Consider the following 11,867-nt stretch of genomic DNA (forward strand, 5'->3'; position numbering starts at 1 on the left):
TGTAAATTACAGCTTTAGCTTTGATGCAAGAGGTTGCGACACGCTCGGTTGCATTGCCACGCAACGCCGCGTCGGTTTTCTTGTGGAGCTAGCCTATTATCTTAAATAGACGAAAAGGAGAAAAAAATGGCAAACAAAAAAATCCGTATCCGTTTGAAAGCTTACGAACACCGTACGCTTGACACAGCGGCTGCAAAAATCGTAGAATCAGCTACTCGTACAGGTGCACAAGTTGCGGGTCCAATCCCACTTCCAACTGAACGTAGCCTCTACACAATTATTCGTGCGACTCACAAATACAAAGACTCTCGCGAACAATTTGAAATGCGTACACACAAACGTTTGATCGATATCGTTAACCCAACTCAAAAAACAGTTGATGCTTTGATGAAATTGGATCTTCCAAGTGGTGTAAACGTAGAAATTAAACTTTAATCTAAAATATAAAAGAGCAGAGGCTGGTGTTTCAATCTAATTGAACACGGGCTAAACTCGGTGTGAAAAAGATAAACTTCCTAGTGTCTGCTAGACACTGCGTCAGTTTCCTATTTTCACTTTGAGTTTGACGCCCTTTGTATCTTAGACCTGAGCATAAAAAACGCTCGTTAAAAACTTTTTGAATAAAAAATATAGAAAAGGAACTATTTTCTCATGACAAAAGGAATCTTAGGGAAAAAAGTGGGAATGACTCAAATCTTCACTGAAGCTGGCGAATTGATCCCTGTAACAGTTATTGAAGCAACTCCAAACGTTGTTCTTCAAGTTAAAACTGTTGAAACAGACGGATACAACGCTATCCAAGTTGGTTTCGATGACAAACGCGAAGTATTGAGCAACAAACCTGCTAAAGGACATGTAGCGAAAGCTAACACGGCTCCTAAGCGCTTCATTCGTGAATTCAAAAACGTTGAAGGCTTGGAAGTTGGTGCTGAAATCACAGTTGAAACATTCGCAGCTGGAGACGTTGTTGACGTAACTGGTACTTCTAAAGGTAAAGGTTTCCAAGGTGTTATCAAACGCCACGGACAATCACGTGGACCAATGGCTCACGGTTCTCGTTACCACCGTCGTCCAGGTTCTATGGGGCCTGTTGCACCTAACCGCGTATTCAAAGGTAAAAACCTTGCAGGACGTATGGGTGGTGACCGCGTAACAATTCAAAACCTTGAAGTTGTACAAGTTGTTCCAGAAAAGAACGTTATCCTTATCAAAGGTAACGTACCAGGTGCTAAGAAATCTCTTATCACTATCAAGTCAGCAGTTAAAGCTGGTAAATAATAAGGAAAGGGGAATACAGTCAAAATGGCAAATGTAACATTATTCGACCAAACTGGTAAACAAGCTGGCGAAGTTGTTCTTAACGATGCAATCTTTGGTATCGAACCAAACCAATCTGTTGTGTTTGATGTGATTATCAGCCAACGTGCTAGCATTCGTCAAGGAACTCACGCAGTTAAAAACCGCTCAGCTGTTTCAGGTGGCGGACGCAAACCATGGCGTCAAAAAGGAACTGGACGTGCTCGTCAAGGTTCTATCCGCTCTCCACAATGGCGTGGTGGTGGAATCGTCTTCGGACCAACTCCACGTAGCTATGCGTACAAACTTCCTCAAAAAGTTCGTCGCCTTGCGCTTAAATCTGTTTACTCAGAAAAAGTTGCTGAAAATAAATTTGTAGCCGTTGATTCTCTTGAATTTACAGCTCCAAAAACTGCTGAATTTGCAAAAGTTCTTGCAGCTTTGAGCATCGATTCTAAAGTCCTTGTTATTCTTGAAGAAGGAAACGAATTCGCAGCTCTTTCAGCTCGTAACCTTCCAAACGTGAAAGTTGCGACTGCTACAACTGCAAGTGTTCTTGACATCGCAAATAGTGACAAACTTCTTGTTACTCAAGCAGCTATCTCTAAAATCGAGGAGGTTCTTGCATAATGAATTTGTATGATGTTATCAAAAAACCTGTCATCACTGAAAGCTCAATGGCTCAACTTGAAGCAGGAAAATATGTATTTGAAGTTGACACTCGTGCACACAAACTTTTGATCAAGCAAGCTGTTGAAGCTGCTTTCGAAGGTGTTAAAGTTGCTAATGTTAACACAATCAACGTAAAACCAAAAGCTAAACGTGTTGGACGTTACACTGGTTTTACTAACAAAACTAAAAAAGCTATCATCACACTTACAGCTGATTCAAAAGCAATCGAGTTGTTTGCTGCTGAAGCTGAATAATCTAAGGAGGAAATATCGTGGGAATTCGTGTTTATAAACCAACAACAAACGGTCGCCGTAATATGACTTCTTTGGATTTCGCTGAAATCACAACAAGCACTCCTGAAAAATCATTGCTTGTTGCATTGAAGAGCAAGGCTGGTCGTAACAACAACGGTCGTATCACTGTTCGTCACCAAGGTGGTGGACACAAACGTTTCTACCGTTTGGTTGACTTCAAACGTAACAAAGACAACGTTGAAGCGGTTGTTAAAACAATCGAGTACGATCCAAACCGTTCTGCAAACATCGCTCTTGTACACTACACTGACGGTGTGAAAGCATACATCATCGCTCCAAAAGGTCTTGAAGTAGGTCAACGTATCGTTTCAGGTCCAGAAGCAGATATCAAAGTCGGAAACGCTCTTCCACTTGCTAACATCCCAGTTGGTACTTTGATCCACAACATCGAATTGAAACCAGGTCGTGGTGGTGAATTGGTACGTGCTGCTGGTGCATCTGCTCAAGTATTGGGTTCTGAAGGTAAATACGTTCTTGTTCGTCTTCAATCTGGCGAAGTACGTATGATCCTTGGAACTTGTCGTGCTACAGTTGGTGTTGTCGGAAACGAACAACATGGACTTGTTAACCTTGGTAAAGCAGGACGTAGCCGTTGGAAAGGTATCCGCCCAACAGTTCGTGGTTCTGTAATGAACCCTAACGATCACCCACACGGTGGTGGTGAAGGTAAAGCACCAGTTGGTCGTAAAGCACCATCTACTCCATGGGGCAAACCTGCTCTTGGTCTTAAAACTCGTAACAAGAAAGCGAAATCTGACAAACTTATCGTTCGTCGTCGCAACGAGAAATAATATTAAACTAGTCGCTTAAGTAACTAGTAAATCCGCCAGCTCGGTAGCGCTCCATGAGAGCGCAAGCCGCTGTGGTACAACATTTAAAGGAGAAAATATAAAAATGGGACGCAGTCTTAAAAAAGGACCTTTCGTCGATGAGCATTTGATGAAAAAAGTTGAAGCTCAAGCTAACGACGAAAAGAAAAAAGTTATTAAAACTTGGTCACGTCGTTCAACGATTTTCCCAAGTTTCATTGGTTACACTATCGCAGTTTATGACGGACGTAAACACGTACCTGTTTACATCCAAGAAGATATGGTAGGTCACAAACTTGGTGAATTTGCACCAACTCGTACTTACAAAGGTCATGCTGCAGACGACAAGAAAACACGTAGAAAATAAGGAGAACATAAATGGCAGAAATTACTTCAGCTAAAGCAATGGCTCGTACAGTACGTGTTTCACCTCGTAAATCACGTCTTGTTCTTGATAACATCCGTGGTAAAAGCGTAGCCGATGCAATCGCAATCTTGACATTCACTCCAAACAAAGCTGCTGAAATCATCTTGAAAGTTTTGAACTCAGCTGTAGCTAACGCTGAAAACAACTTTGGTTTGGATAAAGCTAACTTGGTAGTCTCTGAAGCATTCGCAAACGAAGGACCAACTATGAAACGTTTCCGTCCACGTGCGAAAGGTTCAGCTTCACCAATCAACAAACGTACAGCTCACATCACTGTAGCTGTTGCAGAAAAATAAGGAGGTAAAATCGTGGGTCAAAAAGTACATCCAATTGGTATGCGTGTCGGCATCATCCGTGATTGGGATGCCAAATGGTATGCTGAAAAAGAATACGCGGATTACCTTCATGAAGATCTTGCAATCCGTAAATTCGTTCAAAAAGAACTTGCTGACGCAGCAGTTTCAACTATCGAAATCGAACGCGCAGTAAACAAAGTTAACGTTTCACTTCACACTGCTAAACCAGGTATGGTTATCGGTAAAGGTGGTGCTAACGTTGATGCACTCCGTGCAAAACTTAACAAATTGACTGGAAAACAAGTACACATCAACATCATCGAAATCAAACAACCTGATTTGGATGCTCACCTTGTAGGTGAAGGAATTGCTCGTCAATTGGAGCAACGTGTTGCTTTCCGTCGTGCACAAAAACAAGCAATCCAACGTGCAATGCGTGCTGGAGCTAAAGGAATTAAAACTCAAGTATCAGGTCGCTTGAACGGTGCAGATATCGCCCGTGCTGAAGGATACTCTGAAGGAACTGTTCCACTTCACACACTTCGTGCAGATATCGATTACGCTTGGGAAGAAGCAGATACTACATACGGTAAACTTGGTGTTAAAGTATGGATTTACCGTGGTGAAGTTCTTCCAGCTCGCAAAAACACTAAAGGAGGTAAATAACCAATGTTAGTACCTAAACGTGTTAAACACCGTCGTGAATTCCGTGGAAAAATGCGCGGTGAAGCAAAAGGTGGAAAAGAAGTAGCATTCGGTGAATACGGTCTTCAAGCTACAACTAGCCACTGGATCACTAACCGCCAAATCGAAGCTGCTCGTATCGCCATGACTCGTTACATGAAACGTGGTGGTAAAGTTTGGATTAAAATCTTCCCACACAAATCATACACTGCTAAAGCTATCGGTGTGCGTATGGGATCTGGTAAAGGGGCACCTGAAGGTTGGGTAGCACCAGTTAAACGTGGTAAAGTGATGTTCGAAATTGCTGGTGTATCTGAAGAAATCGCACGCGAAGCGCTTCGTCTTGCTAGCCACAAATTGCCAGTTAAATGTAAATTCGTAAAACGTGAAGCAGAATAAGGAGAAGGCATGAAACTTAATGAAGTAAAAGAATTTGTTAAAGAACTTCGTGGTCTTTCTCAAGAAGAACTCGCGAAGCGCGAAAACGAATTGAAAAAAGAATTGTTTGAACTTCGTTTCCAAGCTGCTACTGGTCAATTGGAACAAATAGCTCGCTTGAAAGAAGTTAAAAAACAAATCGCTCGTATCAAAACAGTTCAATCTGAAGCGAAATAATAGACTAGGGAAGGAGAAATTTCAATGGAACGCAATAATCGTAAAGTTCTTGTTGGACGTGTTGTATCTGACAAAATGGACAAGACAATCACAGTTGTAGTTGAAACAAAACGTAACCACCCAGTCTATGGTAAACGTATTAACTACTCTAAAAAATATAAAGCTCATGATGAAAACAATGTTGCCAAAGAAGGCGATATCGTACGTATCATGGAAACTCGCCCGCTTTCAGCTACAAAACGTTTCCGTCTTGTAGAAGTTGTTGAAGAAGCGGTCATCATCTAATCAAACCTGAAAGGAGAAAACTGAAATGATTCAAACAGAAACTCGTTTGAAAGTCGCAGACAACAGCGGTGCTCGCGAAATCTTGACTATCAAAGTTCTTGGTGGTTCAGGACGTAAATTTGCAAACATCGGTGATGTTATCGTGGCATCTGTAAAACAAGCTACTCCTGGTGGTGCGGTTAAAAAAGGTGACGTTGTTAAAGCAGTTATCGTTCGTACTAAATCAGGTGCTCGTCGTGCTGATGGTTCATACATCAAATTTGACGAAAACGCAGCAGTTATCATCCGTGAAGACAAAACTCCTCGCGGAACACGTATCTTTGGCCCAGTTGCACGTGAATTGCGTGAAGGTGGCTTCATGAAGATCGTGTCACTTGCTCCAGAAGTACTTTAATTGGTTGCTCAAAGAAAATTAAAACAAGTCTAGGAAGTAAAACGAAAGCATAACTTAAGTTAGGTGAGTTGAAACTGACGAAGGATTGCTTTGATTTTCGAAGAGCAAAAACAAACAAACTAGTCCCCTAGCTTCAAGCTAGGGTGCCCTTATGGGCGTAAGAAAAATCAAGGAGAAACCTAATGTTTGTAAAAAAAGGCGACAAAGTTCGCGTAATCGCTGGTAAAGATAAGGGAACAGAAGCTGTTGTCCTTACTGCCCTTCCAAAAGTAAACAAAGTTATCGTTGAAGGTGTTAACATCGTTAAGAAACACCAACGTCCAACTAACGAGCTTCCTCAAGGTGGTATCATCGAGAAAGAAGCAGCTATCCATGTATCAAACGTTCAAGTTTTGGACAAAAATGGTGTAGCTGGTCGTGTTGGTTACAAATTTGTAGACGGTAAAAAAGTTCGCTACAACAAAAAATCAGGCGAAGTGCTTGATTAATCACGAAGGAAAGGAGAAGTATAATGGCAAATCGTTTAAAAGAAAAATATCTTAATGAAGTAGTTCCTGCTTTGACAGAACAATTCAACTACTCATCAGTGATGGCTGTGCCTAAAGTAGATAAGATCGTTTTGAACATGGGTGTTGGTGAAGCTGTATCAAACGCTAAAAGCCTTGAAAAAGCTGCTGAAGAATTGGCACTTATCTCAGGTCAAAAACCACTTATCACTAAAGCTAAAAAATCAATCGCCGGCTTCCGTCTTCGTGAAGGTGTTGCGATCGGTGCAAAAGTTACCCTTCGTGGTGAACGGATGTACGAATTCTTGGATAAATTGGTTTCAGTTTCACTTCCACGTGTACGTGACTTCCACGGTGTTCCAACAAAATCATTTGATGGACGCGGAAACTATACACTTGGTGTGAAAGAACAATTGATTTTCCCAGAAATCAACTTCGATGACGTTGACAAAACTCGTGGTCTTGACATTGTTATCGTAACAACTGCTAACACTGACGAAGAGTCACGTGCATTGCTTACAGGCCTTGGAATGCCTTTTGCAAAATAATATAGGAGGTAAATCTAATGGCTAAAAAATCAATGGTAGCTAGAGAGGCTAAACGCCAAAAAATTGTTGACCGTTATGCTGAAAAACGTGCTGCATTAAAGGCAGCAGGGGACTATGAAGGTTTATCTAAATTACCTCGCAACGCCTCACCGACTCGTTTACATAATCGTTGTAGAGTTACGGGGCGCCCACATTCAGTTTACCGCAAATTTGGTCTGAGTCGTATCGCTTTTCGCGAACTTGCGCATAAAGGTCAAATTCCTGGTGTAACAAAAGCATCTTGGTAATTTAAGATATCAAGGGCGTCAAAACTCTAAGTGAAAATAGGAAACTTGACGAAGAAACTGAGGTTTCTAGGAAAGTTTATCTTTTTCACACAGAGTTTAGCCCGGGTTCAGTTGGGCTAGCCAATTTGAACACGAGCTACGGCTTTGGCAAAAAAAGACCAATTTTCTTTGGAGCATCGCTCCTGCATCAAATTGCCTATTTTTGCTCTTGCTGTTACGCTCTTTGTATCATGTATTAACTAGCAAGTGCAACTTGCAAACTACTAGTAAGAGGAGAAAAACAAAATGGTTATGACTGACCCAATCGCAGACTTCCTAACTCGTATTCGTAACGCTAACCAAGCTAAACACGAAGTACTTGAAGTACCTGCATCAAACATCAAAAAAGGGATTGCTGAAATCCTTAAACGCGAAGGTTTTGTAAAAAACGTTGAAATCATCGAAGATGACAAACAAGGCATCATCCGTGTATTTCTTAAATACGGACCAAACGGTGAAAAAGTTATCACTAACTTGAAACGTATTTCTAAACCAGGACTTCGTGTCTACAAAAAACGTGAAGACCTTCCAAAAGTTCTTAACGGACTTGGAATTGCTATCCTTTCAACTTCTGAAGGTTTGCTTACTGATAAAGAAGCACGCCAAAAGAATGTTGGTGGTGAGGTTATCGCTTACGTTTGGTAATATTTAGCTCCCAATTTCTTTGTGACTCTTCGTTATCGTCTCTTGCCTAACCCAAAGTTATGCCTGCGAGACGATGCCTAGATTCACTTTGAAATTGAAACCTAAATGTTCCTTTAAATCGAGAAATCGATTTAGCCCCGTGAAAACTGGCCGTTCTGGCCTGACAATTTAACAGGAGAAAATAAACATGTCACGTATTGGTAATAAAGTTATCGTGTTGCCTGCTGGTGTTGAAATCACTAACAATGACAACCTTGTAACTGTAAAAGGACCTAAAGGAGAACTTACTCGTGAGTTCTCAAAAGATATTGAAATCCGTGTGGAAGGTACTGAAGTAACTCTTCACCGTCCAAACGATTCAAAAGAAATGAAAACTATCCACGGAACTACTCGTGCCCTTTTGAACAACATGGTTGTTGGTGTATCAGAAGGATTCAAGAAAGAACTTGAAATGCGCGGGGTTGGTTACCGTGCACAACTTCAAGGATCTAAACTTGTTTTGGCTGTTGGTAAATCTCATCCAGACGAAGTTGAAGCTCCAGAAGGAATTACTTTTGAACTTCCAAACCCAACAACAATCGTTGTTAGCGGAATTTCAAAAGAAGTAGTTGGTCAAACAGCTGCTTACGTACGTAGCCTTCGTTCACCAGAACCATATAAAGGTAAAGGTATCCGTTACGTTGGTGAATTCGTTCGCCGTAAAGAAGGTAAAACAGGTAAATAATGTTGAGTGGTTGATTCTCAACCACCAACCTATTTTCCAACTTTGTGCATAGCACACGATTTAAAACTAAAGAGGTGAAAACTGTGATTTCAAAACCAGATAAAAACAAACTCCGCCAAAAACGCCACCGTCGCGTTCGCGGAAAACTCTCTGGAACTGCTGATCGCCCACGTTTGAACGTATTCCGTTCTAATACAGGCATCTACGCTCAAGTGATTGATGACGTAGCGGGTGTAACGCTCGCAAGTGCTTCAACTCTTGATAAAGAAGTTTCAAAAGGAACTAAAACTGAACAAGCTGTTGCTGTCGGTAAACTCGTTGCAGAACGTGCAAACGCTAAAGGTATTTCAGAAGTGGTGTTCGACCGCGGTGGATATCTATATCACGGACGTGTGAAAGCTTTGGCTGATGCAGCTCGTGAAAACGGATTGAAATTCTAATAGGAGGACACTAGAAAATGGCATTTAAAGACAATGCAGTTGAATTAGAAGAACGCGTAGTTGCTGTCAATCGTGTTACAAAAGTTGTTAAAGGTGGACGTCGTCTTCGTTTCGCAGCTCTTGTTGTTGTTGGTGACCACAACGGTCGCGTAGGATTTGGTACTGGTAAAGCTCAAGAAGTTCCAGAAGCAATCCGTAAAGCAGTAGATGATGCTAAGAAAAACTTGATCGAAGTTCCTATGGTTGGAACAACAATCCCACACGGAGTTCTTTCAGAATTCGGTGGAGCTAAAGTATTGTTGAAACCTGCTGTAGAAGGTTCTGGAGTTGCCGCTGGTGGTGCAGTTCGTGCCGTTGTGGAATTGGCAGGTGTGGCAGATATTACATCTAAATCACTTGGTTCTAACACTCCAATCAACATTGTTCGTGCAACTGTTGAAGGTTTGAAACAATTGAAACGCGCTGAAGAAGTTGCTGCCCTTCGTGGTATTTCAGTTTCTGATTTGGCATAAGAAAGGGGATAAAATGGCTCAAATTAAAATTACTTTGACTAAGTCTCCAATCGGACGCATTCCATCACAACGTAAAACTGTTGTAGCACTTGGACTTGGCAAATTGAACAGCTCTGTTATTAAAGAAGATAACGCTGCTATCCGTGGTATGATCACTGCAGTATCTCACTTGGTAACAGTTGAAGAAGTAAACTAATGAATTTTTAGGGGATGTGCACTATACCATCCCCTAAAACTAGATATAGTCATCTATGATGACGTCGTATAGGCGAGTTGATGGGGGAGACAACCTTTTCTCCCTTATCGGCGCTAGCATTTTACAAAAGAGGAGAAAATAAAAATGAAACTTCATGAATTGAAACCTGCAGAAGGTTCTCGTAAAGTACGTAACCGCGTTGGTCGTGGTACTTCATCAGGTAACGGTAAAACATCTGGTCGTGGTCAAAAAGGTCAAAAAGCTCGTAGCGGTGGCGGAGTTCGCCTTGGTTTTGAAGGTGGACAAACTCCATTGTTCCGTCGTCTTCCAAAACGTGGATTCACTAACATCAACGCTAAAGAATACGCAATTGTGAACCTTGACCAATTGAACGTCTTTGAAGATGGTGCTGAAGTAACTCCAGTTGTTCTTATCGAAGCAGGAATTGTTAAAGCTGAAAAGTCAGGTATTAAAATTCTTGGTAACGGTGAGTTGATTAAGAAATTGACTGTGAAAGCAGCTAAATTCTCTAAATCAGCTGAAGAAGCTATCACTGCTAAAGGTGGTTCAGTAGAAGTCATCTAAGAGAGGTGACCTATGTTTTTTAAATTATTAAGAGAAGCTCTTAAAGTCAAGCAGGTTCGATCAAAAATTTTATTTACAATTTTTATCGTTTTGGTCTTTCGTATCGGAACTAGCATTACAGTTCCTGGTGTGAATGCCAATAGCTTGAATGCTTTAAGTGGATTATCCTTCTTAAACATGTTGAGCTTGGTGTCGGGGAATGCCCTAAAAAACTTTTCGATTTTTGCCCTAGGAGTTAGTCCCTATATTACTGCTTCTATCGTTGTCCAACTCTTACAAATGGATATTTTACCGAAATTTGTAGAGTGGGGAAAACAAGGGGAAGTAGGTCGAAGAAAATTGAACCAAGCTACTCGTTATATTGCCCTTGGTCTAGCCTTTGTGCAATCTATCGGGATTACAGCTGGTTTTAATACCTTGGCTGGAGCTCAATTGATTAAAACTGCTTTAACTCCCCAAGTTTTTCTGACGATTGGTATCATCTTAACAGCTGGTAGTATGATTGTCACTTGGTTGGGAGAGCAAATTACAGATAAGGGATACGGAAATGGTGTTTCTATGATTATCTTTGCCGGGATTGTTGCCTCAATTCCAGAGATGATTCAGGGCATCTATGTGGACTACTTTGTGAACGTCCCAAGTAGCCGTATCACTTCATCTATCATTTTCGTAATCATTTTGATTATTACTGTATTGTTGATCATTTACTTTACAACTTATGTTCAACAAGCAGAATACAAAATTCCAATCCAATATACTAAGGTTGCACAAGGTGCTCCATCTAGCTCTTACCTTCCATTGAAGGTAAACCCTGCTGGAGTTATCCCTGTTATCTTTGCCAGTTCCATTACTGCAGCGCCTGCGGCGATTCTTCAGTTTTTGAGCGCTACAGGTCATGATTGGGCTTGGGTAAGGGTAGCACAAGAGATGTTGGCAACCACTTCTCCAACTGGTATTGCCATGTATGCTTTATTGATTATTCTCTTTACATTCTTCTATACGTTTGTACAGATTAATCCTGAGAAAGCGGCAGAGAACCTACAAAAGAGTGGTGCCTATATCCATGGAGTTCGTCCTGGTAAAGGTACAGAAGAATATATGTCTAAACTTCTTCGTCGTCTTGCAACGGTTGGTTCCCTCTTCCTTGGTGTGATTTCCATTTTGCCGATTGCAGCTAAAGATGTATTTGGTCTTTCTGATGTTGTTGCCTTTGGGGGAACAAGTCTCTTGATCATTATCTCTACAGGTATCGAAGGAATCAAGCAATTGGAAGGTTACCTATTGAAACGTAAGTATGTTGGTTTCATGGATAGAACAGAATAAAAGTATTTACTGATACTCTTCGAAAATCTCTTCAAACCACGTCAGCTTTATCTGCAACCTCAAAGCAGTGCTTTGAGCAACCTGCGGCTAGCTTCCTAGTTTGCTCTTTGATTTTCATTGAGTATAAATAGATGGAAAAGAAAATCTTGTACAAGTTCCTGACAATTTCTTTCTTTTCGTGTATAATAGTGGAAAAGAGCTAAAACGAGGTATGGTTATGGAAGCAGTCCTTTACTCAACATTCCGAAATCATTTAAAGGACTACATGAA

At 41.1% G+C, this 11,867-nt stretch carries 22 protein-coding genes; all 22 read left to right on the top strand.

The features are described from left to right. The first annotated feature begins 126 nt into the window (after positions 1–126). On the top strand, positions 127–435 hold the full coding sequence (gene rpsJ / locus HT669_RS05435; protein ID WP_001284513.1) for a 30S ribosomal protein S10: 309 nt from the start codon (positions 127–129) through the stop codon (positions 433–435). Positions 436–651: 216 nt separating this feature from the next. Continuing rightward, positions 652–1,278 (top strand): 50S ribosomal protein L3, encoded by a 627-nt coding sequence (rplC, locus tag HT669_RS05440; RefSeq protein ID WP_000160197.1) that lies wholly within the window; start codon positions 652–654, stop codon positions 1,276–1,278. A gap of 24 nt (positions 1,279–1,302) precedes the next feature. Then, positions 1,303–1,926 (top strand): 50S ribosomal protein L4, encoded by a 624-nt coding sequence (gene rplD / locus HT669_RS05445; RefSeq protein ID WP_172922237.1) that lies wholly within the window; start codon positions 1,303–1,305, stop codon positions 1,924–1,926. Continuing rightward, on the top strand, positions 1,926–2,222 hold the full coding sequence (locus HT669_RS05450) for a 50S ribosomal protein L23 (protein ID WP_001055347.1): 297 nt from the start codon (positions 1,926–1,928) through the stop codon (positions 2,220–2,222). The genes rplD and HT669_RS05450 overlap by 1 nt, the downstream gene beginning before the upstream one ends. 17 nt (positions 2,223–2,239) lie before the next feature. Then, positions 2,240–3,073: a 50S ribosomal protein L2 gene (rplB, locus tag HT669_RS05455; protein WP_000512911.1), complete on the top strand. Its 834-nt coding sequence runs from the start codon at positions 2,240–2,242 to the stop codon at positions 3,071–3,073. Between the two features lie 103 nt (positions 3,074–3,176). Beyond that, positions 3,177–3,458: a 30S ribosomal protein S19 gene (gene rpsS, locus HT669_RS05460; RefSeq protein ID WP_000533766.1), complete on the top strand. Its 282-nt coding sequence runs from the start codon at positions 3,177–3,179 to the stop codon at positions 3,456–3,458. Positions 3,459–3,469: 11 nt separating this feature from the next. Further along, the gene (gene rplV / locus HT669_RS05465) at positions 3,470–3,814 is read left to right on the top strand and encodes a 50S ribosomal protein L22 (protein WP_000818137.1); all 345 of its coding nucleotides are present in this window, start codon (positions 3,470–3,472) and stop codon (positions 3,812–3,814) included. A gap of 12 nt (positions 3,815–3,826) precedes the next feature. After that, complete coding sequence (rpsC, locus tag HT669_RS05470; RefSeq protein WP_000529936.1) at positions 3,827–4,480, top strand: 30S ribosomal protein S3; 654 nt, start codon at positions 3,827–3,829, stop codon at positions 4,478–4,480. A gap of 3 nt (positions 4,481–4,483) precedes the next feature. Beyond that, the gene (rplP, locus tag HT669_RS05475) at positions 4,484–4,897 is read left to right on the top strand and encodes a 50S ribosomal protein L16 (RefSeq protein ID WP_000960946.1); all 414 of its coding nucleotides are present in this window, start codon (positions 4,484–4,486) and stop codon (positions 4,895–4,897) included. A gap of 9 nt (positions 4,898–4,906) precedes the next feature. Continuing rightward, positions 4,907–5,113: a 50S ribosomal protein L29 gene (gene rpmC / locus HT669_RS05480; RefSeq protein WP_172922238.1), complete on the top strand. Its 207-nt coding sequence runs from the start codon at positions 4,907–4,909 to the stop codon at positions 5,111–5,113. Between the two features lie 24 nt (positions 5,114–5,137). Beyond that, the gene (gene rpsQ, locus HT669_RS05485; RefSeq protein ID WP_000440801.1) at positions 5,138–5,398 is read left to right on the top strand and encodes a 30S ribosomal protein S17; all 261 of its coding nucleotides are present in this window, start codon (positions 5,138–5,140) and stop codon (positions 5,396–5,398) included. Between the two features lie 25 nt (positions 5,399–5,423). Continuing rightward, positions 5,424–5,792 (top strand): 50S ribosomal protein L14, encoded by a 369-nt coding sequence (gene rplN / locus HT669_RS05490; RefSeq protein ID WP_000616545.1) that lies wholly within the window; start codon positions 5,424–5,426, stop codon positions 5,790–5,792. 182 nt (positions 5,793–5,974) lie between these two features. After that, positions 5,975–6,280: a 50S ribosomal protein L24 gene (gene rplX / locus HT669_RS05495; RefSeq protein WP_000497691.1), complete on the top strand. Its 306-nt coding sequence runs from the start codon at positions 5,975–5,977 to the stop codon at positions 6,278–6,280. Positions 6,281–6,303: 23 nt separating this feature from the next. After that, the gene (gene rplE, locus HT669_RS05500) at positions 6,304–6,846 is read left to right on the top strand and encodes a 50S ribosomal protein L5 (protein ID WP_000013542.1); all 543 of its coding nucleotides are present in this window, start codon (positions 6,304–6,306) and stop codon (positions 6,844–6,846) included. 17 nt (positions 6,847–6,863) lie between these two features. Continuing rightward, positions 6,864–7,133: a 30S ribosomal protein S14 gene (gene rpsN, locus HT669_RS05505; protein ID WP_001085703.1), complete on the top strand. Its 270-nt coding sequence runs from the start codon at positions 6,864–6,866 to the stop codon at positions 7,131–7,133. Between the two features lie 285 nt (positions 7,134–7,418). Continuing rightward, positions 7,419–7,817, top strand: coding sequence for a 30S ribosomal protein S8 (rpsH, locus tag HT669_RS05510; RefSeq protein WP_000245503.1), 399 nt, complete (start codon positions 7,419–7,421; stop codon positions 7,815–7,817). 187 nt (positions 7,818–8,004) lie between these two features. Continuing rightward, entirely contained in the window at positions 8,005–8,541 is a 537-nt protein-coding gene (rplF, locus tag HT669_RS05515; protein WP_000086622.1) for a 50S ribosomal protein L6, read from the top strand. 83 nt (positions 8,542–8,624) lie between these two features. Further along, the gene (rplR, locus tag HT669_RS05520) at positions 8,625–8,981 is read left to right on the top strand and encodes a 50S ribosomal protein L18 (protein ID WP_000624044.1); all 357 of its coding nucleotides are present in this window, start codon (positions 8,625–8,627) and stop codon (positions 8,979–8,981) included. Positions 8,982–8,998: 17 nt separating this feature from the next. Next, positions 8,999–9,493, top strand: a complete 495-nt coding sequence (rpsE, locus tag HT669_RS05525) for a 30S ribosomal protein S5 (RefSeq protein ID WP_172922239.1) — start codon at positions 8,999–9,001, stop codon at positions 9,491–9,493. A 13-nt stretch (positions 9,494–9,506) separates the two neighbouring features. Continuing rightward, positions 9,507–9,689, top strand: a complete 183-nt coding sequence (gene rpmD / locus HT669_RS05530) for a 50S ribosomal protein L30 (RefSeq protein ID WP_000057241.1) — start codon at positions 9,507–9,509, stop codon at positions 9,687–9,689. 144 nt (positions 9,690–9,833) lie between these two features. Further along, entirely contained in the window at positions 9,834–10,274 is a 441-nt protein-coding gene (gene rplO / locus HT669_RS05535; RefSeq protein ID WP_000766086.1) for a 50S ribosomal protein L15, read from the top strand. Between the two features lie 12 nt (positions 10,275–10,286). Next, positions 10,287–11,597: a preprotein translocase subunit SecY gene (secY, locus tag HT669_RS05540; RefSeq protein ID WP_000465393.1), complete on the top strand. Its 1,311-nt coding sequence runs from the start codon at positions 10,287–10,289 to the stop codon at positions 11,595–11,597. Positions 11,598–11,867: the final 270 nt, after the last annotated feature.

It is taken from the genome of Streptococcus sp. 2100 (assembly GCF_013276335.1).
GTDB classification, from domain to species: Bacteria; Bacillota; Bacilli; order Lactobacillales; family Streptococcaceae; genus Streptococcus; species Streptococcus pseudopneumoniae.